This is a genomic window from Nocardia sp. XZ_19_231, assembly GCF_015355705.1.
Lineage (GTDB): Bacteria > Actinomycetota > Actinomycetes > Mycobacteriales > Mycobacteriaceae > Nocardia > Nocardia salmonicida.
On record NZ_JACUZI010000002.1, the window covers coordinates 417,639 to 440,336 of the forward strand.

Annotated in this window: 21 protein-coding genes; 12 read left to right on the top strand and 9 right to left on the bottom strand. The window is 66.1% G+C overall.

Translation table 11 applies throughout. From position 1 onward, the window contains the following. Positions 1-33: 33 nt before the first annotated feature. The gene (locus IBJ82_RS09155) at positions 34-2,412 is read right to left on the bottom strand and encodes a penicillin-binding protein (RefSeq protein WP_194825529.1); all 2,379 of its coding nucleotides are present in this window, start codon (positions 2,410-2,412) and stop codon (positions 34-36) included. 372 nt (positions 2,413-2,784) lie between these two features. Between IBJ82_RS09155 and IBJ82_RS09160 the strand changes: the two genes are divergently transcribed. Beyond that, positions 2,785-3,108 (top strand): WhiB family transcriptional regulator, encoded by a 324-nt coding sequence (locus tag IBJ82_RS09160; protein WP_056821932.1) that lies wholly within the window; start codon positions 2,785-2,787, stop codon positions 3,106-3,108. A 114-nt stretch (positions 3,109-3,222) separates the two neighbouring features. Here the strand turns inward: IBJ82_RS09160 and IBJ82_RS09165 are convergent, their stop codons facing one another. Both IBJ82_RS09165 and IBJ82_RS09170 read right to left on the bottom strand, forming a co-directional pair. After that, positions 3,223-4,356: an ArsA family ATPase gene (locus IBJ82_RS09165; protein ID WP_194825530.1), complete on the bottom strand. Its 1,134-nt coding sequence runs from the start codon at positions 4,354-4,356 to the stop codon at positions 3,223-3,225. Next, positions 4,353-5,390 (bottom strand): ArsA family ATPase, encoded by a 1,038-nt coding sequence (locus IBJ82_RS09170; protein ID WP_194825531.1) that lies wholly within the window; start codon positions 5,388-5,390, stop codon positions 4,353-4,355. Before IBJ82_RS09170 ends, IBJ82_RS09165 begins: the two co-directional genes overlap by 4 nt. A 59-nt stretch (positions 5,391-5,449) precedes the next feature. Here IBJ82_RS09170 and IBJ82_RS09175 point away from each other — a divergent pair, with 59 nt between their 5' ends. Genes IBJ82_RS09175 through IBJ82_RS09185 form a run of 3 tightly spaced genes read left to right on the top strand, consistent with a single transcriptional unit; the run spans position 5,450 to position 6,879 of the window. Next, entirely contained in the window at positions 5,450-5,611 is a 162-nt protein-coding gene (locus IBJ82_RS09175) for a DUF4177 domain-containing protein (protein ID WP_101464811.1), read from the top strand. Positions 5,612-5,613: 2 nt separating this feature from the next. After that, the gene (locus tag IBJ82_RS09180; RefSeq protein WP_056821924.1) at positions 5,614-6,075 is read left to right on the top strand and encodes a RidA family protein; all 462 of its coding nucleotides are present in this window, start codon (positions 5,614-5,616) and stop codon (positions 6,073-6,075) included. A 9-nt stretch (positions 6,076-6,084) separates the two neighbouring features. Then, positions 6,085-6,879, top strand: a complete 795-nt coding sequence (locus tag IBJ82_RS09185) for an MBL fold metallo-hydrolase (RefSeq protein ID WP_194825532.1) — start codon at positions 6,085-6,087, stop codon at positions 6,877-6,879. A 171-nt stretch (positions 6,880-7,050) separates the two neighbouring features. Here IBJ82_RS09185 and IBJ82_RS09190 read toward each other — a convergent pair whose 3' ends face one another. Together IBJ82_RS09190 and IBJ82_RS09195 are read right to left on the bottom strand one after the other, a co-directional pair. After that, complete coding sequence (locus tag IBJ82_RS09190; RefSeq protein ID WP_040703546.1) at positions 7,051-7,725, bottom strand: Crp/Fnr family transcriptional regulator; 675 nt, start codon at positions 7,723-7,725, stop codon at positions 7,051-7,053. A gap of 145 nt (positions 7,726-7,870) precedes the next feature. Next, entirely contained in the window at positions 7,871-8,113 is a 243-nt protein-coding gene (locus IBJ82_RS09195) for a hypothetical protein (RefSeq protein WP_056821920.1), read from the bottom strand. Between the two features lie 167 nt (positions 8,114-8,280). On the opposite strand from IBJ82_RS09195, the gene nth reads away from it, so the two are divergent. The 4 genes from nth to IBJ82_RS09215 are packed head-to-tail and all read left to right on the top strand — an operon-like array spanning position 8,281 to position 11,645. Beyond that, complete coding sequence (gene nth / locus IBJ82_RS09200) at positions 8,281-9,039, top strand: endonuclease III (protein ID WP_370585293.1); 759 nt, start codon at positions 8,281-8,283, stop codon at positions 9,037-9,039. Then, positions 9,036-9,686 carry a TlpA family protein disulfide reductase gene (locus IBJ82_RS09205; protein ID WP_370585233.1) on the top strand — a complete coding sequence of 217 codons (651 nt, stop codon included), beginning with the start codon at positions 9,036-9,038 and terminating at the stop codon, positions 9,684-9,686. The genes nth and IBJ82_RS09205 overlap by 4 nt, the downstream gene beginning before the upstream one ends. A 40-nt stretch (positions 9,687-9,726) precedes the next feature. After that, a complete protein-coding gene (locus IBJ82_RS09210) occupies positions 9,727-10,455 on the top strand; it encodes a CoA pyrophosphatase (protein WP_370585234.1) in 729 nt (242 codons plus the stop codon). Then, positions 10,452-11,645 carry a MarP family serine protease gene (locus tag IBJ82_RS09215; RefSeq protein WP_194825533.1) on the top strand — a complete coding sequence of 398 codons (1,194 nt, stop codon included), beginning with the start codon at positions 10,452-10,454 and terminating at the stop codon, positions 11,643-11,645. Before IBJ82_RS09210 ends, IBJ82_RS09215 begins: the two co-directional genes overlap by 4 nt. A 234-nt stretch (positions 11,646-11,879) precedes the next feature. On the opposite strand, the gene IBJ82_RS09220 is transcribed toward IBJ82_RS09215, so the two are convergent. The 4 genes from IBJ82_RS09220 to acs all read right to left on the bottom strand — a co-directional run bounded on the left by IBJ82_RS09220 (position 11,880) and on the right by acs (position 16,781). Then, a complete protein-coding gene (locus IBJ82_RS09220; RefSeq protein WP_194825534.1) occupies positions 11,880-12,866 on the bottom strand; it encodes an alpha/beta hydrolase in 987 nt (328 codons plus the stop codon). Between the two features lie 55 nt (positions 12,867-12,921). Beyond that, positions 12,922-13,449 carry a phage holin family protein gene (locus IBJ82_RS09225; protein ID WP_194825535.1) on the bottom strand — a complete coding sequence of 176 codons (528 nt, stop codon included), beginning with the start codon at positions 13,447-13,449 and terminating at the stop codon, positions 12,922-12,924. Continuing rightward, on the bottom strand, positions 13,446-14,675 hold the full coding sequence (gene nhaA / locus IBJ82_RS09230) for a Na+/H+ antiporter NhaA (protein ID WP_194825536.1): 1,230 nt from the start codon (positions 14,673-14,675) through the stop codon (positions 13,446-13,448). The genes IBJ82_RS09225 and nhaA overlap by 4 nt, the downstream gene beginning before the upstream one ends. 147 nt (positions 14,676-14,822) lie before the next feature. After that, positions 14,823-16,781 carry an acetate--CoA ligase gene (acs, locus tag IBJ82_RS09235; protein ID WP_194825537.1) on the bottom strand — a complete coding sequence of 653 codons (1,959 nt, stop codon included), beginning with the start codon at positions 16,779-16,781 and terminating at the stop codon, positions 14,823-14,825. 387 nt (positions 16,782-17,168) lie between these two features. Between acs and IBJ82_RS09240 the strand changes: the two genes are divergently transcribed. From IBJ82_RS09240 to IBJ82_RS09255, 4 genes are all read left to right on the top strand, one after another. After that, complete coding sequence (locus IBJ82_RS09240; RefSeq protein ID WP_228536816.1) at positions 17,169-18,767, top strand: ABC transporter substrate-binding protein; 1,599 nt, start codon at positions 17,169-17,171, stop codon at positions 18,765-18,767. 63 nt (positions 18,768-18,830) lie between these two features. Next, the gene (locus tag IBJ82_RS09245) at positions 18,831-19,757 is read left to right on the top strand and encodes an ABC transporter permease (protein WP_194825538.1); all 927 of its coding nucleotides are present in this window, start codon (positions 18,831-18,833) and stop codon (positions 19,755-19,757) included. Then, a complete protein-coding gene (locus tag IBJ82_RS09250) occupies positions 19,750-20,679 on the top strand; it encodes an ABC transporter permease (RefSeq protein WP_194825539.1) in 930 nt (309 codons plus the stop codon). Before IBJ82_RS09245 ends, IBJ82_RS09250 begins: the two co-directional genes overlap by 8 nt. After that, complete coding sequence (locus IBJ82_RS09255; protein WP_194825540.1) at positions 20,676-22,343, top strand: ABC transporter ATP-binding protein; 1,668 nt, start codon at positions 20,676-20,678, stop codon at positions 22,341-22,343. The genes IBJ82_RS09250 and IBJ82_RS09255 overlap by 4 nt, the downstream gene beginning before the upstream one ends. The last annotated feature ends 355 nt before the right edge of the window (positions 22,344-22,698 follow it).

The following is a 22,698-nucleotide window of genomic DNA, read 5'->3' on the forward strand; positions in this document are numbered from 1 at the left end:
CGTCCGAATCGGACGGCGGCCTTCGTCGTGTGACTAGCGCGGCACCGGGATGGGGATCGGTGGCAGGCGCGGAATCTGCGGCAGCCCCGGAATCACCGGTGCGGGCGCGGCGGGCGGGGGAGTCGTCGGCGCGGGCACCCGCACGGTGCCGTCACTGATGTAGATCGTGACCACCGAACCCGGAATGGCCGAGCCGTTCGGCGAACTGCCCATCACCGTGCCCTTTGGCTGCGAGCCGGCTCCCGTCACCGCGGAGACCTGGAAGCCCGCGCCGGACAGGATCGAGGTGGCCTCGCCCTGCGACTTGCCCGCGACATCGGGGACCTGGGAGTTGTTCGCGCCACGGACGTACTTGTCGTCCACCGGCGGCAGCCCCGGCGGCGGGAATCGGTCCATCAACGGTTTGATGGCGTTGAACCAGGTGCGGGCCGGTTCGTTACCGCCGAACAGGCCGGAGGCATCACTGGCGCCACAGTTGCGCAGCGGGAACGAGCAGATCTCGCCGGGGGTCGGGCTGTCGCCGTAAACGTAGACCGACGATGCCAGCGCATTGGTGAACCCGAGGAACGCCGAGGAACGGTGGCTCTCGGTGGTACCCGTCTTGCCCGACATCGGCGCTGCCCACCCCGCGGCACGCGCCGCGCCCGCGGCGGTACCGCTGATGTCGTCCTTGCTCATCGCGTTGGCGAGGGTATTGGCCAGACCCGGGTCCACCACCTGCTCGCAGGCCTGCTGGGTGAGTGGAACGGGCTTGCCGCTGCGGTCGACGACTTCCTTGATCGGCGAGGGCGGGCACCACTTGCCGCCGGAGCCGAGCGTGGCGGCCACATTCGACAGTTCGAGCGGGTTGATCGCGAACGGGCCGAGGGTGAACGAGCCCATGTTGTTGTTCTTGATGTGGTCGGCCAGGCTCGCGTTGCCGTGCCCCGAGGTGCCGGGATCGGTGTAGGACCGCATGCCCAGGCGCACAGCCATGTCCACCGCGGACGAGACGCCGACGTCCTGGATCATCTTCACGAAGGTGGTGTTGGGCGAGGTCGCGAGCGCGTCGGTCACCGACATCGACCCCGGGTAGTTGCCCGCGTTCTTGACGCACCACGAGTCGGCCGGGCAACCCGGCGAGTTCGAGTAGCCCATGCCCCTGGCCGCGTAGGTGCCCGGCACATCCACCTGGGCGGCGATACCGAGGCCCTTCTCCATCGCGGCGGCGGTGGTGAACAGCTTGAAGATCGAGCCCGCGCCGTCACCGGCCATCGAGTACGGCTGGCCGAGCAGCGTCTCGTTGGCGTCGCGGTTGAGGCCGTAGGTGCGGCTGGAGGCCATCGCGAGAACGGGGTGCGAATCCTGACCGGGCGCGACCACCGACATGACCTCGGCGATGTTGTCGAGGTCGGGTTTGGCCTGCTCGTTCACTGAACGCTTCACCGATTCCTGCAGCACCGGATCGAGCGTGGTCTTGATCAGGTAGCCGCCCTTGTCGATCTGCTCGCGGCTGATCCCGGCCTCGGCCAGGTACTGCAGCGCGTAGTCGCAGAAGAAGCCCTTGTCGTTGGCGGAGATGCAGCCGCGCGGCAGACCCTTGGGCTCGGACAGCACACCGAGCGGTTCGGCCTTGGCCTTGCGGAACTCCTCGGCGCGGTGCGGGATGTTCTGAATCAGCGTGTCGAGCACGGTGTTGCGGCGGTCGGTGACGCCCGCGACGTTGGTGTAGGGGTTCAGCTTGGAGCTGGACTGCACCATGCCCGCCAGCATCGCCGACTGGGTGATCGTGAGCTCGGACGCGTCGACGCCGAAGTAGGTCTGGGCGGCGTCCTGGATGCCGTAGGAGCCGTTGCCGAAGGGCACCAGGTTCAGATAGCGGGTGAGGATCTCGTCCTTGGACAGCTCGCGGTCCAGCGTGAGCGCCATCCGGATCTCACGCAGCTTGCGCGCCGGTGTCGTCTCGATCGCGGCGCGACGCTCGGCGTCGGTCTTGGCGACCACGAGCAGGTTGAAGTTCTTCACGTACTGCTGGTCCAGGGTCGAGGCGCCCTGCTGCACCGCACCCGAGGAGGTGTTGGTGAGAAACGCGCGCAGCGTGCCCTGCCAGTCCACGCCCTTGTGGTCGGCGAAGCGCTTGTCCTCGATGGACACGATCGCCAGCTTCATGTTGTTGGAGATGCGATCGCTCGGCACCTCGAAGCGGCGTTGCTCGTAGAGCCACGCGAGGGGCGACCCGTTCGCGTCGACCATGGTCGAAACGGCGGGGACGGTGCCCTCCACTAGTTCGGCTGAGACATTGTCGACTGCATCGGCGGCGCGGTTGGAGATGAACCCGAACCCACCGGCCATGGGGAACAACAGCCCAGCGACAAGCACGGAGGCCAGCGCGCAGCTGCCGGCCAGCCTCGCGAGCGTTTGAGTGATCGGCACGATCCCAGACTAGAGGGTGGGGTGGTGAGGTTCACGGCTGTGCTGCCCGACGGGGAATGTCCGGGCGGTGCCAGGGGGGTTGCTCGGGCGTGTCAACAAAATGATCACATCGGCGTGTCGCGACCGGCCACGCCGGTGATCAGCACTACTGCGCGGTTCTGACCCGATTTGAATGGACGCCCGTACCAAAAAATCGGGGGGCGGTCTTGCGTAACCGCCATACCTTTACCTAGATTGAGAACCCAGTGTGATAGAGCTAACACTCAAAGTGGAATGTGGTGCGGGCCGCAGCGGTAGTTGGGTTGCTGTGATCCGCGCTCGCGATTCTGGAGCGCCGCACAACGGTGTTCGGACTGCAAAGGGGCACATCAAATGCACATCACAACCCCCATCGCTCGACTGGATGTAGAGCAGGCCGAGGCAAGGATCGCTTGGGTTGCCCAGGCGCGATGCAAGGAAGTGGACCCTGATCAGCTGTTCGTTCGCGGTGCGGCACAGCGCAAGGCGGCAACGATCTGCCGTCACTGCCCGGTGCTGATGCAGTGCGGTGCCGATGCGCTCGACAATCGGGTCGAGTTCGGAGTGTGGGGCGGGATGACCGAGCGGCAGCGGCGTGCGCTGCTCAAACAGCATCCCGACGTGACGTCGTGGGCGGAGTTCTTCAATGCCCAGCGCCAGCACCAGGTGGCCATCTAGCCAACGAGACCGGACCGGTATCACAAACGGCGCCGAGACCGCATGGTTTGCGGAATCGGCGCCGTTCGTGAGTGTTACCGGATTTGTCAGCTATAGCGGATTTGTCTGAATCAGTCAGGCCGAAGCCGGAGTACCTGTCAGTTGATCGCCCACCGCGCGCAACGCTTCGAGGTCCGAGACCTCGAAAGGCAGCGCCGTCACGGAGACGATCTGCACGTGCGGATGCGCTCCGGTGAACCGATGCAGCAGCCGCCGCTCCCGTGCTGCTGTCGACACCCGATCGGCGTGGATGCGCAGCACCGAGGCGATCAGCGGGTCGGAATCGGCCAACTGGTCCGCCGCGGTCAGCGCGTGATCACTGGACAGCTCTGACAGTGCGGGATGGGTCCGGTTCAGCACCAGACCGGCCAGCGGCATCTTCTCGGTCGACAGCCGGTCGACGAAGAACGACGCCTCGCGCAGCGCGTCCGGCTCGGGCGCGGCGACCACCAGGAAATGGGTGCCCGGCTTGGACAGCATCGCGAAGGTGCGCTCGGCCCGATCCTGGAACCCACCGAACAGCGATTCCAGCGACTGCAGGAACGTCGAGGCGTCCTTGAGCATCTGCCCACCGACGATGGTCGACACTCCTCGCATCGCCAGGCTCATCGCCCCGGTGACGATCCGGCCGACACCGCGCCCCGGTGCCATGATCAAACGGATCATCTTGCCGTTGAGGAAGGTGCCGAGCCGCTTGGGCGCGTCGAGGAAATCCAGCGCGTTGCGCGAGGGCGGAGTGTCGACCACGATCAGGTCCCACTCCTTGCGCGCGGCCAGCTGGCCGAGCTTCTCCATCGCCATGTATTCCTGTGTGCCGCCGAACGAGGACGCCACCGTCTGATAGATCGGATTGGCGAAGATCTGCTCGGCCTTGTCCGCGCTGGTGTGCTCGAGCACCATGTCGTCGAAGGTGCGGCGCATGTTCAGCATCATCGCGTGCAGCTCGCCGGGCACCTCGGGACCGAGTTCCACGCGCTGCGGGTTGTTGTCCAGCTCGGCCACGCCGAGCGACTGCGCCAGCCTGCGTGCCGGATCGATGGTCAGCACCACCACCTTGCGACCCGATTCCGCCGCGCGCAGCGCGATCGAGGCCGCGGTGGTCGTCTTGCCGACCCCGCCGGACCCGCAGCACACGATCACCTTGGCGTTCGGATCGGCGATGATCTTCGAAACGTCCAATAAGGGCGGGGTGGAAACGTGCTCGCTCATCGGACTCCCTGCGCGGATAGCTGTTCGGCCAGTTCGTAGAGGCCGCCCAGGTCGATGCCGTCGCCGAGGGCGGGCAGCGACAGCTGGGGGACATCGATCTGCGCCAGTTCGGCGGCACTCACGTTCTGTGCCGTGAGCACCGTCGCGTGGTCGACCGTTTCGGCGATCAGGCCGTCGAAGTCCGATTCGGACAGTGCGATGCCGACCTTCGCCAGTTCGGCGGCGATGGCGGTGGTGTCGAGTTCGCCCGCCACGACCGCGTCACGCTGGGTCGGGGTGAGCTCGGCGGTGGCCGCCCGGTTGACGATCACCGTGCCGATCCGCAGATCGTCGGCGGTGAGTTCGGCGATCGCGTCTGCGGTCTCCTGCACCGGCAGCGCCTCGAGCAGCGTCACCAGGTGGATCATCGTCTGACCGGAGTGCAGCAACTTGGACACGCCCTCGGCCTGCGAGGCGATAGGGCCGCCCTTGGCGATCTCGGCCATGGCCGTGGTGACGTCCAGGAACGCGGCGATTCGGCCGGTCGGCGGCGCGTCGACGACGATGGCGTCATAGGCGGGTTTGCCGTCCTTGCCGACCCGCACCACACATTCTTTGATCTTGCCGGTGAGGATCACATCGCGCAGACCTGGCGCGATGGTGGTGACGAACTCGATGGCGCCCATCCGGCGCATCGCCCGCCCCGCGAAGCCGAGGTTGTAGAACATGTCGAGGTATTCGAGGAACGCGTACTCGATGTCCAGTGCCAGCGCCGTCACCTCGCCACCGCCGTCGGCGCTGGCGATCAGGGTCTCGGTGGGCGGCAACGGTGGCCGGTCGAAGAGTTGCGCGATGGACTGGCGACTCTCGACCTCGACCAGCAGCACTTTGCGTCCCCCTGCGGCGAGCGCGAGTGCGAGTGCGGCCGAAACGGTCGACTTGCCGGTGCCTCCCTTGCCGGTCACGTAGTGCAAGCGGGCCTCGGCCGCGCGCTGTGGCCATCCGGTCGACGGTTCGGGAACCGACGAAACCGGCTCTACTGTTGGTGCTCCCACGTGGCCGAGCCTATAACCCGTTTCTCCCAGGCGTTCGGGGTGAGCCCTAAACTCACCCCATGAGTGAAGTCACCCTGTGGGAGTACGCGACCGTGCCGCTGTTGACGCACGCGACCAAGCAGATCCTCGACCAGTGGGGGTCCGACGGCTGGGAGTTGGTTTCCGTGCTGCCAGGACCGACCGGAGAACAGCACGTCGCCTACCTGAAGCGGCAGAAGTAGCCGTGGCCACCGCGTGGAAGGACGCGCTCGACCGGCTCGGTGTCACGCTGCCGCCGGTCGCCGCTCCTGTCGCGGCCTACATCCCCGCCGTGCGCACCGGTTCGCTGGTGTACACCTCCGGCCAGTTGCCCTTCGTCGACGGTGAATTGTCGGCGGTCGGCAAGGTCGGGGCCGAGGTGGATGTGGAGCAGGCCAAGGAGGCAGCTCGGCTGTGCGCGTTGAACGCGCTCGCCGCCGTGCACGATCTGGTCGGGCTCGACCAGGTGGTGCGGGTCGTGAAGGTCGTCGGATTCGTCGCCTCGGCGCCGGGATTCGGCGATCAGCCGATCGTGATCAACGGCGCGTCGGAGTTCCTCGGTGAGGTGTTCGGCGAGGCGGGCGTGCACGCGCGCTCGGCGGTCGGCGTCTCGGAACTACCCAAGAACACGCCCGTCGAGGTGGAATTGATCGTCGAGGTCGGATAGGTAGCCGTCATGGCATCGGAACATCCCGCGTACGGCCAGGTCAGGCAGGTCACCCCGACGGCATCGGTACTTCTGGCCGACAACCCCGGTCAGATGACGCTCGACGGAACCAACACCTGGCTGCTGCGCGGCCCGGACAGCGACTCCTACGTGGTCGTCGATCCGGGACCGAAGGACAAGAAACACACCGCCGACATCGTCGAGGCCACCGGCGGCCGGATCGCGCTGACCCTGATCACCCATCACCATCACGATCACACCGGCGGTATCGATCACCTGGTGAAGGCCACCGGGACGCCGGTGCGTTCGGTGGATCCGGCGTATCTGCGCGGTGCGGTCGTGCCGTTGGCCGACGGCGAGGTCATCGAGGTCGCGGGCCTGCGGATCACGGTGCTCGGCACGCCGGGACACACCACCGATTCGGTGAGCCTGCTGCTCGACGACGCGGTGCTCACCGGTGACACGGTCCTCGGCCGTGGCACCACCGTGCTCGAATCCGCGCCGGGTGCGCTTGCGAGCTTCCTCGCGTCGCTGGAAAAGCTCCGTGAGCTGGGCGAGGGCAAGGCATTGCTACCTGCGCACGGGCCCGATCATCCCGATGCGGTACCAGTGGTGCAGTACTACCTCGACCACCGGCGTGAGCGGCTCGATCAGGTGCGGGCCGCGCTGGTGGAACTGGGTTCCGACGCGGGCGCCCTCGCGGTGGTCCGCAAGGTGTACGCCGATGTGGACAAACGGCTGTGGCCCGCTGCGCGCAGTTCCGTGCGGGCGCAGCTGGAGTATCTGCGGGCCGAACAGAACTGATACCGGCTCGATCGCCGACGCGCTTGATCCGTCGGCGATCGAGTCGTGTCACGGCGACAACGCAGACGTCCCGGCACGACAAGACCGCGCTGGTGTGGACGAGGCCCTCTCCTCATGAGCCCACACGCAGGCGCGGCCCCCGTCGTACCGGGACGGCCTTGTGTTCGAACGTCAGCGAGCGCGACGTGCCAGACGCTCGGAATCCGAGATCAGCACGCTCTTGCCCTCGAGCCGCAGCCACCCGCGATGAGCGAAGTCGGCGAGCGCCTTGTTGACGGTTTCCCGGGAAGCACCGACCAGCTGGGCGATCTCTTCCTGGGTCAAATCGTGGGTCACGCGCAGCGCGCCCGCTTCCTGGGTGCCGAAACGCTGTGCGAGCTGCAGCAGCGCCTTGGCGACGCGACCTGGCACGTCGGTGAAGATCAGGTCGGCGAGGTTGTTGTTGGTGCGGCGAAGGCGTCGTGCCAGCACGCGCAGCAGCTGCTCAGCGATCTCGGGGCGCTGATCGATCCACGACTTGAGAGCGTCGCGGTCCATCGTCACGGCGCGGACCTCGGTGACCGTGGTTGCGGTCGAGGTACGCGGGCCCGGGTCGAAGATCGACAGTTCACCGAACATGTCGGACGGACCCATGATGGTCAGCAGGTTCTCCCTGCCGTCCGGGGACCGTCGGCCGATCTTCACCTTGCCCGTCGTGATGATGTACAGCCGATCGCCGGGTTCGCCCTCATTGAAGATGACGTGGCCGCGCGGAAAATCTACCGGCTGCAGCTGCTTGGCGAGCGCGGCCACCGCGGTGGGCTCGACGCCTTGGAAGATGCCTGCTCTGGCGAGGGCCTCGTCCACGAATGTGCTCCTTATGGGATATGGCTTGCGAACCTGGTCGAGCGAATCGACCAACCGCGCAGTCTACGCGGCATTCCGGCACCGCAGTGACAGACACCACGTAAAGAGTGGATTGCGCGTGGAGAATCGATCGTTTAGCTATCGGTCAGCTTGCCCTGGCCACATCCAATTCGGAGGTGCGGGAACGGCGCTTGCGCACGCGCGCCACGGCGGCGGGCAGGCCGAGTTTCGTCAGCTCTTTCACTTCGGCGTTGCTTGCGTTGTCCAGGTACTGCTGAACCTCTTCGTCGGGTTCGAGAAGCTTTCGGAGCCGATTCTCGACCCGCTCCATCCCCAGCGCGAACAGCATCAACAGCACTGGGAAGAGCACCACAGCGAGTCCTTGCATGACTGGCAGTAAACACGGTCCAGGTCTCAGATGGAACACAGCGGGCCAACTGGCCGGGCAATGTTGTCGTAGTGGTTCCGTATGGTGAAGCAGTGCCCGTTTCCCCTGCCCCCGCCGCTGCGGGCGATGCCGATCCGGCCGTGGAAACGGCCGCCGCGCCCACCGGCATCACCGCCGCCCGCAAGCGCAAGAACCGTGCGATAGCTGCGGAAACGCGGATCGGACTCGTTCGCCGCGCACGTCGGATGAACCGCACGCTCGCCGAGGCGTTCCCCGGCGCGCACTGCGAGCTCGACTTCACCACTCCGTTGGAACTGGCCGTCGCGACCATCCTGTCCGCCCAGTGCACCGACGTCCGGGTGAACCTCACCACTCCGGCCCTGTTCGCGAAGTACCGCAGCGCCTACGACTACGCGCAGGCCAACCGGGTGGAGCTGGAGGAATACATCAGGCCCACCGGCTTCTACCGGAACAAGACCAGTTCGCTGATCGGCCTCGGCCAGGCGCTGATCGAAAAATACGACGGTGAGTTGCCTCACACTCTGGACGAATTGGTGAAATTACCCGGGATCGGGCGCAAGACCGCCAACGTCATCCTCGGCAACGCGTTCGATGTTCCGGGTATCACCGTCGACACCCACTTCGGGCGGTTGGTGCGCCGCTGGAAGTGGACCGACGAAGAAGATCCGGTCAAGGTCGAGCACGCGGTCGGCGCGCTGTTCGAGCGCAAGGACTGGACGATGCTCTCGCACCGGGTGATCTTCCAGGGGCGTCGGGTGTGCCATGCGCGCAAACCGGCCTGTGGCGCGTGTGTGCTCGCTGCCGACTGCCCCTCGTTCGGGCTCGGCCCGACCGATCCTGCGGTGGCCGCGGAGTTGGTGAAGGGGCCCGAGCGCGAACATCTGCTGAATATGGTCGGCCTGTGAGCGAACCCTCGCTGCTGCGGCGGCCCGCGTTGCGCTGGGTGCTCGCCGCGGTGATCTTGGTCGCGGCGGCCACGGTGGCGCTGTGGCCGCGTGAGGGCAACGAGACCACCGGCACCGTGTCGCAGACATCGCGACAGACGCCGGGCGTGTCGGCCGAGGAACGAGCAGCAGCGGGGTCGGCGCCGTGCCCGGCACCGGCGACCGCGTCGGCGACCGGGCCGGGTCCCTTGGCAGGTCTCACGCTGAGCTGTCTGGCCGATGGCGAGCCCGTCGATCTCGCGGCTGCCCTTGCCGGAAAGCCCGCGCTGCTCAATCTGTGGGCCTACTGGTGTGGCCCCTGCGCCACCGAGTTGCCCCACCTGCAGGAATTCGCGCAGCGGGCAGGCTCGGAACTCACGGTCATGACTGTGCACAGCGATCCCGACGAGGCGAAGGCACTGTCGCGGCTGACCGGACTCGGCATCACCCTGCCCGGTGTCCAGGATCCGCAGGCCGCCGTGCGCAGTGCGGTGGGTGCGCCCGCGGTCCTACCCGTTTCGGTACTGGTGCGAGCCGATGGCACCATCGCGAGCGTGGAGGTGCGTACCTTTGCCGACGTGGCCGACATCGCGGATACGGTAGCCGCGAAGCTCGGTGTAACGGTATGACAGAGGACGTAATGGTGGCGTGCGGATCGAAGGCGATGGCGTGAACGATGTAGCGAGGCTCGACGATTCCGGCATTCCCCCCTGGTTGCGCACCGCGACCAGAACCGGCGGCCCCGATGCCGACGACACCCTCGCTACCTCCCGCGCACTACGCCGGGCCATGTCGATCACCGGTAAACCACGCCAGGCCGCCGTCCTCGTGCTGTTCGGCGGCTCGCCCGACGCCGACGAGTCGGCACCCGGCGGGGTGCCCGCCGACGCCGATGTCCTGCTCACCCAGCGCGCCTCGACCATGCGCCAGCACCGCGGCCAGATCGCGTTCCCCGGCGGCGCCGAGGATCCCGGCGACGGCGGCCCGGTCGGCACCGCGTTGCGCGAGGCAGCCGAGGAAACCGGTCTCGACCCCTCGGGGGTCGAGCCGTTCGCGCTGCTGCCGAAACTGTTCGTGCCGCCGTCGAAATTCGACGTCACTCCGGTGCTCGGCTACTGGCGGGCACCCAGTGCGGTCCGCGTCGTCGATCAGGGCGAAACCGAGCGTGTCGTGCGTGTTCCGCTCGCCGAATTGCTCGATCCAGCACACAGATTCATGGTGCGTGGCAGTCTCGGCTACCAGAGCCCCGCGTTCCAGGTCGACGGCATGCTGGTGTGGGGACTCACCGGCGGTATCCTCGCCGGCATCATCAAATCCGCTGGGTGGGAAAGAAACTGGGATCGGGGCGACGTGCGTGACCTGGAGAGCTCGCTGGCTGCGGTCGGAATGACCCTGTGACCGCCTCGGTATGGCTCGACATCGTGGTGGTTTTGATCGCGCTGGTCGCGGCGTCCACCGGCTGGCGGCAGGGTGCGGTGGCGTCGGCGTTGGCGTTCTTCGGCGTCGCGCTGGGTGCGGTCGCGGGCATTCTGATCGCACCGCACATCCTCAAACACCTCGATGAGGGCCGCAGTCGGGTTCTCGGCGGCATCCTGCTGATCGTGCTGCTGGTGATCGTGGGCGAGGTCGCGGGCATGGTGCTCGGCCGGGCCGCGCGCACCAGCATCCGTCAGCCGGTCGCGCGCAGTGTGGACAGCGTCGTCGGTGCGATGTTGCAGGCGGTGACCGTGCTGGTCGCGGCCTGGCTGCTCGCGTTGCCGCTGGCTACCGCGTCCCAACCCGCGGTCGCCGCCGCGATCAACGGGTCGAAGGTTCTCGCCGACGTCAACTCCGTCGCGCCGGAGTGGTTGCGCAAGGTACCCAACGAATTCTCCAGGCTGCTCGATACGTCGGGGCTGCCCGATGTGATCGGCCCGTTCGGCCGTGCGCCGATCGCCGCCGTCGAACCGCCGGATCCTTCCGTACTGGCGAGCCCCGTAGCGGCCTCGTTGCAGCAGAGCGTGCTGCGCATCCGCGGCACGGCACCGAGTTGCCAGCGGGCGCTCGAGGGTTCGGGCTTCGTCGTCGCGCCGGAACGTGTGATGACCAACGCGCACGTCGTCGCGGGCACCAACACCGTGTCGGTCGATACCGCCCGTGGCGCGCTCGACGCCACCGTGGTGCTGTTCGATCCGTCCAAGGACATCGCGGTCCTCGCGGTACCCGGGCTCACCGCTCCGGTCCTGAAACAGGCCCCCGAGCCCGCGGATTCGGGCGAGAGCGCGATCGTGCTCGGTTACCCCGGTGGCGGGCCGTACACGGCCAGCGCCGCCCGTGTCCGCGAGACCCTCGACCTCACCGGCCCGACCATCCACCGCGACGGCACCGTCGAGCGTGAGGTGTACACCGTCCGCGGCCAGGTCCGCGCGGGCAACTCGGGCGGACCACTGGTCGACGACGAGGGACAACTGCTCGGCGTGGTCTTCGGTGCGGCCGTCACCGACGACGACACAGGCTACGTACTCACCCTGAACGAAGTCGCCTCAGAACTGAAAGCAGCAGCCCCGAGCAGCGCCGCGGTGAACACCGGCGCCTGCGTCCTGAGCTGATCACCCCCCGGGCCAGGTTCACCCCGTATGTCTCTACCCAAAGGGGCCCGCCCCGATCTGGACTGACCGAAGGGTGCGACGAAGGAGTACCCGTAGGGAGGGAAGATCGGGGCCTCAGGGGCCCCGCTCGAGCGCGCCAGCGCTCCAAAAACACAGCCCCTCAACTACCCGGACCAGGTCGAACCCGATATGCCCTACCGAGCGCCGCCCACCTTCGAACGCGTCAGCTCCGAATTACGGAGAGACCAGGTCGTCGTAGGGCGACCCGTTCACCCCGTTCTGTTCCCGCCAGCGCGTAGTCAGCACCTCGTTGACCCTGCCCGGGTTCTCCTGATGCGCGTAATGCCCGGCATCGGGAATCGACACGAGCGTCCGATGGGGAGACCACACCTCCCCACGATGGAACGTGGCGTCCAGCAGATACCGATCGTGCTCGCCGCGCAACATCAGCACCGGAATGTCGATCGGCGTGCGCATCGTGGCCATGAACCGCTTACCGTCGGGCCGCCACTGACTGCGAAACGCCCAGCGCTGATATTCCAGCGCACTGTGCGCTGCCCCCGGTATCCGGATGGCATGACGCATCCGCGCCGCGGTCTCGACGAATTCCGCGCTGCGTGACCAGGGCTCACCGACCCGATCGCGCAGCAGCCGTTCGACCTCGGCTCCACCACGCCGGGTGAGCAGGTTCTCGGGATAGCGCGGCAGCTGATACCGCAGGAAATCGGGGAGCCAGGTCGCACGTTGCGCCGGATCGCGCAGGACAGCGCTCTTCAGCGCGGCGGGATGCGGCGAGCTGACCAGCGCGATCGAGCGGACCAGTCGCGGATGCAGCACCGCGGTGGCCCAGCAGACCAGTCCGCCGTCGGCGTGTCCGACGAGCGTGGCCTCGGTGTGTCCGAGTGCCCTGATCAGTCCGGCGATGTCACCGGCGAGGGTCCAGCCGTCGTAGCCGCGCGGTGGTTTGTCGGTGTCGCCGTAGCCGCGCAGGTCCACCGCGACGGTGCGATACCCGTGGTCGGCGAGCGCGGTCAGCTGATGCCGCCACGACCACCAGAAGTCGGCGAAACCGTGCAGCAGCAGCACCAGGGGCGCCTCGGAGCGGTCCGTACCGTCGGCTTCGACGACATGGAATCTGATTCCGTTGGCGTGCACGTCCCGGTGGGTCCACGGTCCGTCGAAGCGGACGCTGGAGGGATCCGGGAATGAGTTGGACGACACGCCGATCGAGCCTAGTGGGCGGGTCCGGCTGTTGCGACCGGGCCCGCCCGGCGCGTCATCGGTTGCTCGACTTCTCCAGCGAAGTGGCGCCCGCGCCACGTGATCCGATGGCCGCATGCGCGTCGGCCGCGTCGCGGTGGGCGAACGCGGCGGGCAGCACCTCGGCGGCCTGTTTGAGCGAGCCGATCGTCTTCTCCGGCGCGCGCACCTTCCGGACCTTGAGCCACCCGAGCAATGCCAGCACGACAGTGGTGAGCACCATCAGCAGGAACACGATCAGGAACGCGGCCCAGCGCCACAGCCACATGTCGAGCAGCTCGGCGAGGAAGAAGAAGAAAAAGAACGAGCTGAACAGCAGCACTGTCAGCGCGAGGATGAAGAAGACGCTGCCGGTGAGGCCCTTCTTGATCTCACCGGTGACCTCGGCCTTGGCCAGTGCCACCTCGGCGCGAACCAGTGTCGACATCTGCTCGGTGGCATCGCGCACGAGGCTGCCGATGCTCGCCGATCCGGGCGGATTGGCGTCGGTCAACGGGATCGAAGTGACCGTCCGACCGTCATTTCCGCCTTGGGTGTAACTCACTTCGTCGACCCTTCTCCCTGTGGTAACTGGTCTGCATCGCGGCGCGCCTGGTGCACACGTCCTCGGCGCAACAGTAGCGCCGATCCGATCAGCGATGCTGCCATCGAGGTCACCAGAACGGCGGCCTTGGCAAGATCGACTGCATCGGTGCCGACGTCGGTGAGCGCGAGTTCCGCCACGAGAAGGCTAACGGTGAACCCGATCGCGCCGAGTACCGACAGGGCGAACATGTCGCGATACTCCAGTCCGCCTGGGCGTTTCGCCCAGCCGAGCTTGATAACCACCCAGCTCACACCGAAGATCCCGATCGTTTTGCCGAGCAACAGCCCGAGGATGATCGCCAGTGAGAGCCGGTCGGTGAACAGCGATCCGAACACCTCGCTGTTGAGCGGCACACCGGAGGCGAACAGTGCGAACACCGGCACACAGAACCCGGCCGAGATCGGTTGCACCACATGCTCGAGATGCGTCGCCGGCGCGATTTTCTCGCCGGGATCCTTGCGGACCCTGGTGAGCAGCCCCAGCGCGACACCGGCCAGCGTCGGATGGATGCCCGCCTCGTGCAGCGAGTACCAGCACAACAGCGCGACCGGAATGTAGAACAGCGGCGTGTGCAGGCGCAGCTTCTGGGCCAGCGCCCACGCACCGCAGCAGGCGATGGCGGCGACCAGCCACAGCAGCGACAGCGAGGCGGTGAACAGCACCGCGATGAGAACGATGGCGAGCAGGTCGTCGACCACGGCCAGGCTCAGCAGGAACACCCGCGCGCTGGCGGGAATCCGCGAACCGGTCATCGCGAGGATCGCGAGCGCGAAGGCGATGTCGGTGGCGACGGGAATGGCCCAGCCCTTGTCCATGCCGGGCACGCCGTGGCCCACCGCTAGCGCGATCACGGCCGGGGTGATCACACCGCCCACCGCGGCGATGATCGGCAGCGCGGCCCGTTTCGGGTCGGCCAGCTCACCGACGGCGAACTCGCGTTTGAGCTCGAGCCCGGCGACGAAGAAGAAGATCGCGAGCAACCCGTCCTTGGACCAGTCGGCCAGGGTGAGGTCGAGGTGCAGCGCGGGAATGTCGAGCTGGGTATCGATCATCGTCTGGTAGCTCGCGCCCCACGGCGAGTTCACCCAGATCAGGGCCACCGCGGCGGCCACGAGAAGTAGCGCACCGCCGACCGTCTCGGTGCGGAGATAGCGGGTGAGTTCCGAGCGAACGCGCGTGATCAAGGGCAAGCCTTCCGGCAGGGGTCGACTGAGCTGCGGGCGCTCATCAACTCGATTCACGACCGCATGCCGACCAGACTTCCCGGCACACCTTGACGTGATCCTAACGGACCCGGCCGGTGACATCGGGTGTCGCCGGCCGGGTACACGTCACTGGCTCTCGGTACGAATGGCCTCGAAAACGCCCGGATCGACCAGCGTCGAGGTGTCGCCGAGCTCGCGTCCCTCTGCCACATCGCGCAGCAGCCTGCGCATGATCTTGCCGCTGCGAGTCTTCGGCAGCTCCGGCACGATGTGGATCTCACGCGGCCTGGCGATGGGGCTGATCTCCTTGGACACCTGCGCCTTCAGCTCGGTGACGAGCTCGGGCCCCGCCGACCCCGCTGCCTCACCGGTGAGGATGACGAACGCGACGATCCCCTGCCCGGTGGTCGCGTCCGTGGCGCCGACCACCGCGGCCTCGGCGACGGCCGGATGCCCCACCAGCGCGGACTCGACCTCGGCCGTGGAGATGCGATGCCCGGAGACGTTCATGACGTCGTCGACGCGGCCGAGCACCCACAGATCACCGTCGGCGTCGAGCTTGGCGCCGTCGCCCGCGAAGTACCACCCCTGCTCGGCGTAGCGCTCCCAGTAGGTGGACCGGTAGCGATCCATGTCGCCCCAGATGCCACGCAGCATCGACGGCCACGGCTTGTCGAGCACGAGGTATCCGTTGGCCTCGGTCTCCCCGAGCCGCACCGGGTTGCCCTCTTCGTCGACGACCGTCGCGGAGATTCCGGGCAACGGACCCATCGCCGCGCCGGGCTTGGTCGAGGTGACTCCGGGCAGCGGCGAGATCATGATCGCGCCGGTCTCGGTCTGCCACCAGGTATCGACGATCGGAGTCTTGTTCGCGCCGAACACTTCTCGGTACCAGCGCCATGCTTCGGGGTTGATCGGTTCGCCGACGGAGCCGAGCATTCGCAGGGTGCTCAGATCGTGTGCGTCGGGGATCTCGCGGCCCCACTTCATGAAGGTGCGGATCAGTGTGGGCGCGGTGTAATAGATGGTGACGCCGTATTTTTCGATGATCTGGAAGTGTCGGTGTTCGTCGGGGGAGTTGGGGGTGCCCTCGTAGACGACCTGGGTGGCGCGGTTGGCGAGTGGTCCGTAGACGATGTAGCTGTGTCCGGTGACCCAGCCGATGTCGGCGGTGCACCAGTAGACGTCGTGTCCGGCTTTGTGGTCGAAGACGTTGTGGTGGGTGTAGGCGGTTTGTGTGAGGTAGCCGCCGGTGGTGTGCAGGATTCCCTTGGGCTTACCGGTGGTGCCGGAGGTGTAGAGGATGAACAGCGGGTGTTCGGCGGGGAAGGGCTGTGCCTCGTGCGAAGGCGAAGCGACAGCGACGGTCTCGTGCCACCACAGATCACGCCCATCGGTCCACGGCACCTCCGTGCCGACCCGGCGCACCACGAGCACGTGCTCCACCGACGACGGCACGTCACCCTTGGCCGACAGCGCCTCGTCGACGGCCTCCTTGAGCGCTGCGGGCTTACCGCGCCGCCACTGGCCATCGGTGGTGATGATCAACCGGGCTTCGGCATCGTCGACCCGCTGACGCAGCGCGCTCGGCGAGAATCCCGCGAACACCACCGAGTGCGTGAGCCCCAGACGCGCGCACGCCAGCATCGCCACGATCGCCTCGGGCACCATCGGCATGTAGACGGCGACGCGATCGCCTGCCTCCAGCCCGAGCTCGGTCAGGTAGTTCGCCGCCCGCGAGACTTCCTCCAGCAGTTCGCGGTAGGTGATGTCGCGTGAGTCGCCCGGTTCGCCTTCCCAGTGGATGGCGACCTGGTCGCCGTGCCCGTCGATGACGTGGCGGTCGACGCAGTTGTAGGAGACATTGAGTTCGCCGTCGCCGAACCAGCGCGCGACCGGCGCGTCGGCCCAGTCGAGCACCTCGGTGAAGGGTTTGTGCCAGTGCAGCCGGTTGGCCTGTTCGGCCCAGAAGCCGTCGCGGTCGGTCTCGCCTCGCTGGTAGAGCGCGGCGTCCGCGTTGGCGGCGGCGGCGAATTCCGCACTCGGCGGAAACGAATCCTGTTGTCCTGCAGCGGTTTCGGTCACGTCGTTTCAGCCTCACATGCCTGGTGCGGTCGGGTCGGTCGCCGGGGTGCGGCCCGGCTGTCTCGACACTAGTCAACAGACCCACGCCGAGGCGGACCGTTGCCCCGGCGATGTTTCGCGGCGGTCAATAGGGCTAGTTCATCCGATGACTTCGCGGACAGACCGGCCGGTCGCGGGCTATCGTTTTTACTCAACGGTTCAGCTGATGGTTTCCGATTATTGTTCATATTTTTCTGCCGAAGGCGAGGGGCTCGGCAATTCTTCCTGCGTTTCCAGCGAGTAACCGTACTGATACATGTGAAGTGAAAATGGCTCGGATCGCTGAAAAATCCAGCCGGAGCCGCTAACCTCCGACCGTTAGCCACGGAATCGAACCGGGAGAGAGCGTTGAGATTCATCAGAGCGACCGCGCTGGTCGCGGCGGGACTGGCGGCCACAAGCCTCGGTCTCACCGCGTGCTCGTCCGACGACAGTGCTGATTCGAGCATTGTCACCACCAATGCGGGCGAGCCGCAGAATCCGTTGGTACCGAGTAATACCAACGAGAACATGGGTGGCCGCGTTGTCGACCGTTTGTTCGCCGGGCTGAAGTACTACGACGCCAACGGTGAGGCCCACGACGAGGTCGCCGAGAAGATCGAGACGGCCGATCGGAAGTCGTACAGGATCACCATCAAGCCGAATTGGAAGTTCACCGACGGCACCACGGTGACCGCGAAATCGTTCGTCGATGCGTGGAACTACGGCGCACTCGCCGACAACGCGCAGCTGCAAAGTTACGTGTACAGCCCGATTGCCGGGTTCGACGAGGTGAGCGCCGAGAAGCCCACCGTCAAGACGATGTCGGGCTTGAAAGTTGTCGACGACCGCACCTTCACCGTCGAGTTGAAGTCGCCCTCGATCGACTTCGAGAGCGCGCTCGGCTACGCGCCGTTCTACCCGCTGCCCGATTCCGCTTTCAAGGATATGAAGGCGTTCGGCGAGAAGCCGATCGGCAACGGCCCCTACGCTTTCGGTTCGTGGGAACACAATGTCAAGATCGATCTCACACCCAACCCGGACTATCCCGGTGGCCGGCCGGCCAAGAACAAGGGCCTCCGATTCGTGATGTACCAGTCCTACGACACCGCGTACGCGGATCTGCAGGCCGGAAATCTCGACACGCTCGACACCATTCCCGACAGCGCGATCACCACGTACCAGAGCGACCTCGGCGACCGCGCGATCACCAAGCCGACCGCGCAGAACCAGCACATCGGCATCCAGGCCACCGTGCCGCATTTCGCCGGCGAGGAAGGCATTCTGCGGCGTAAGGCCATCTCGATGGCGATCAACCGACCGCAGATCATCGACAAGATCTTCAACGGCACGCGCACGCCCTCGCGCGACTTCACCGCCGCGACCCTGCCCGGCTACGACGCGAACCTGCCGGGTTCGGAAGTGTTCGATTACAACCCCGACCAGGCCAAGAAGCTGTGGGCGCAGGCCGACGCGATCTCGCCGTGGTCGGGTCAGTACCAGATCACCTACAACAGCGACGGCGGTCACCAGGCCTGGATCGAGGCTGTCGCCAACAGCGTGAAGAACACCCTCGGCATCGACGCGGTCGCCAACCCGATGCCGACGTTCAAGAACATCCGTGACGCGGTGAACGCCAAGACGATCGGTACCGCGTTCCGCTACGGCTGGCAGGGCGACTACCCGACGATGATGCAGTTCCTCGGTTCGCAGTACTACAGCTTCTCCGAGACCAACAACGTCAACTTCAACAATCCCGAGGTGGATCGGCTGTTCGACGCCGCCCTCGCCGCCCCGACCCAGGCGGATTCCTACAAGCTGATCGCGCAGGCGCAGGCGATCATGATCAAGGAGATGGCAGACATCCCAGTGTTCGACTACGTCGCCAACGCGGGCCGCTCGGACAAGGTCACCAAGGCCGAGCTCACCTGGAACGGCCTGTTCGACTTCGAGAACATCGAGAAATAGAACTCGACAGCTGGGCCGGGTCACTGCGAAGTGGCTCGGCCCCAGTCGTTTTCGGAGGAAGCGATGGCTTGGTACGTAGTTCGGCGTCTGCTCCAGATGATCCCGGTATTCCTGGGCGCGACGCTGCTCATCTATGCAATGGTCTTTCTGATTCCGGGTGACCCGATCAAGGCATTGGCCGGCGAGAAACAATTGACGCCGGCGGCCGAGGCGGTACTGCGCGCCCGATATCACCTCGATCAGCCTTTTATAGTGCAATATCTGCATTACTTGAAAGGGATTCTCACTTTAGATTTCGGCACCTCTTTCTCGGGCCGACCGGTGCGCGAAGAACTTGAACGCGCCTTCCCGATCACCATCAGACTGGCGTTTCTCGCGGTGTTCATCGAAGGTTTGTTCGGCATCGTGTTCGGCATGATCGCCGGGTTGCGCAAGGGCAAACTCTTCGATTCGACCATGCTCATCGCGAGCCTGATCATCATCGCGTTGCCGGTGTTCGTCGTCGGTTATCTCGCGCAATTCTTTCTCGGCGTGAAATGGGGGATCGCCCCGGTTACGGTCACGGGTAAAGCGAGCCTGAGCGAGTTGATCGTGCCCGCGTTCGTGCTCGGGTCGCTGTCGTTCGCCTATGTGCTGCGATTGACCCGAAATTCGGTGGCTGAGAATAAAACGGCCGATTTCGTTCGCACGGCGACGGCGAAGGGGCTCGGGCGCCGCCGCGTGGTGTCGGTGCACATTCTGCGGAATTCGCTGATCCCGGTCGTCACCTTTCTCGGCGCCGATTTCGGTGCGCTGATGGCGGGCGCGATCGTCACCGAGGGCATCTTCAACATCCCCGGCGTCGGCGGCACCATGTACCAGGCGATCATCCGTGGCGAGCCGCCGACCGTGGTGTCGTTCGTGACGGTGCTGGTGGTGGTGTTCCTGATCGTCAACCTCGTGATCGACCTGCTCTACGCCGTCCTGGACCCGAGGATCCGCTATGCATGACAAACAACAGCATTTCGTGGCGCCCGCCGACGAGGTGGAGGTGCTCGCCACCGACCGTGTCCTGGACAAGGGCACCCCGACCAGCATCTGGGGCGACGCCTGGCGGCGGCTGCGCCGCAACCCGGTGTTCGCGGTCTCGGTGGTGTTGATCGTGTTCGTCATGCTCGTGGTGGTGTGGCCCGCGCTGTTCACCGATCAGGACCCGCGGTTGTGTCTCGGTGAGTTCGGGATGGACGGCCCGCGCGAGGGTCATCCGTTCGGATTCGACAAGCAGGGCTGTGATGTCTACGCGCGCACCATCTACGGCGCGCGTGCGTCGGTGAGCGTCGGCATCGCATCGGCGATGCTGTTTCTGCTGGTAGGCGGCGTCCTCGGTGCGGTTTCCGGTTTCTACGGTGGTCTGCTCGACACGATCGTCTCGCGCATCGCCGAGATCTTCTACGCCATTCCGATGGTGCTGGCCGCGATCGTGCTGCTGCAACTGCTGCGCCCCGCGGGGATCATGACGGTGGTCGCGATCCTGGTGGCCTTCACCTGGCCGCAGGCCGCGCGCATCACGCGTGGCGCGGTGATCGAGGCCAAGAACAGCGAATATGTCACCGCCGCCAAGGCACTGGGTGTCTCGCGGCTCGGCCAACTGATGAAGCACGTGCTGCCCAACTCGGCGAGTCCGCTGATCGTGGTTGCCACGATCTGGCTCGGCGTCTTCATCGTCACCGAGGCGACGCTGTCCTACCTCGGCGTCGGCCTGCCGCCGAGCATCGTGTCGTGGGGCGCCGATATCGACCGCGCCAAGACCGAGATCCGTACCTCGCCGATCCTGTTCTATCCGGCGACCGCGCTGGCCATCACGGTGCTGAGCTTCATCATGCTCGGCGACGCGGTGCGCGACGCGCTCGATCCGAAGGAGCGCACCCGATGAAGCCTCTGCTCGAAATCCGCGACCTGGACGTCAGTTTCATCTCCGACGGCAACCGGATTCCCGCCGTGTGCGGGGTGAACCTCACCGTCTATCCCGGACAGACCGTCGCCATCGTCGGCGAATCCGGCTCCGGCAAGTCGACGACCGCGCACGCGATCATCGACCTGCTGCCCGGCACCGGCAAGGTGACCGGCGGTTCCATCCTGTTCGACGGCAAGGACCTGACCGAGGCGTCGGAGAAGGAGATCGTCGCGATTCGCGGCAACGGCATCGGCCTGGTCCCGCAGGATCCGATGTCGAACCTGAATCCGGTGTGGAAGATCGGCTTCCAGATCAGGGAAACCCTGGTGGCCAACGGCATCGCCACCGGCGACGCCGCGCGCAAACGCTCGGTGGAACTGCTGGCCGAGGCGGGGATGTCCGATGCCGAACGCAGGGTGAACCAGTACCCGCACGAGTTCTCCGGCGGTATGCGTCAGCGCGCGCTCATCGCGATCGGCCTGTCGTGCAGGCCGAAACTGCTGATCGCCGACGAGCCGACCTCGGCACTCGACGTCACGGTGCAGCGCCAGATCCTCGGTCATCTCGAACAGCTCACCACCGAGCTCGGCACCGCGGTGCTGCTGATCACCCACGACCTCGGCCTCGCCGCGGAACGGGCTGAGCACCTGGTGGTGATGTATCGCGGCAAGGTGGTGGAATCCGGTCCCGCGCTCCAGATTCTGCGCGATCCGCAGCATGCCTACACCAAGAAGCTGGTGAACTCCGCGCCGTCGTTGGCGGCATCGCGCATGTCGTCGTCGCGGCAGCGGGCCGAAGTGCGTACTCGAGCCGTCGAGGTCGCGGAGAAGGTCTCCGACGATCGTGCCGACTCCGTGCTCGAGGTGCGAAACCTGTCCAAGGCGTTCAAGATTCGCGGTAAGCGGCCATGGCAGTCGGCCGACTTCGTTGCCGTCGACGACGTGAGTTTCACGGTCGACCGAGGTACCACCACCGCGATCGTCGGTGAGTCGGGCTCGGGCAAGTCGACCATCGCGCAGATGGTGCTCGGCCTGCTCGAACCGACTTCGGGCACCGTGGCTTTCGATGGCAAGGACGTAGCGAAGCTGGATAGCAAGGGCGCGTTCGCTTTCCGTCGCCGGGTACAGCCGATCTTCCAGAACCCGTACGGATCGCTCGACCCGATGTACTCGATCTTCCGCACGATCGAGGAACCGCTGCGGGTGCACAAGATCGGTACCGCTACCGAGCGCGAAGCGGTGGTGCGCGATCTGCTCGACAAGGTGTCGCTGCCGACGACGGTGTTGCGGCGCTATCCCAACGAGTTGTCGGGTGGGCAACGTCAGCGGGTGGCGATTGCCCGTGCGCTGGCCCTGTCACCGGAGATGGTGGTGTGCGACGAGGCGGTCTCGGCGCTGGACGTGCTGGTCCAGGCTCAGATCCTTACGTTGCTCAACGACCTGCAGGCCGAGCTGGGGCTGACGTATCTGTTCATCACCCACGACCTGGCTGTCGTCCGGCAGATCGCAGACAACGTTCTGGTCATGCGTGAAGGGAAAGTGGTCGAGGCGGCAACGACCGATGAGGTGTTCGCGTCGCCGCGTGAGGAGTACACGCGGGCGCTGCTCGAGGCTATTCCGGGGCGGGAGTTGCTCACGGGGTAGAGGTAGTCCCAGGAGGTTTGACGCTGTGTTTTTGGCGCGCTGGCGCGCGCGTGTCCGCGGCCCTGAGGGGCCGCCGGTCAGGCACCGGTGCTTGCTCCTTCGTCGCCTACGCACCGGCGCCTGACCGGCGACCCGGCCGCGGACCGGCCACTTCGTGGCCGTCCCTCCCTAGGGGTCGGGAGTGCGGTGGTTGGGTTGGGTGGGGGTGTGGAAGACGGGGGCTGGCTGGGTGTGCGCGGTGGTTGTTGAAGGTGGGGACTGGCTGGGTGAACCGTGTGTTCGGAGTGTGGGGTTGGGTTGGGTTGGGTTGGGGTGGGGTGAAGGCGAGGGCGGGTTATGGGTAATCGGTTCTCGA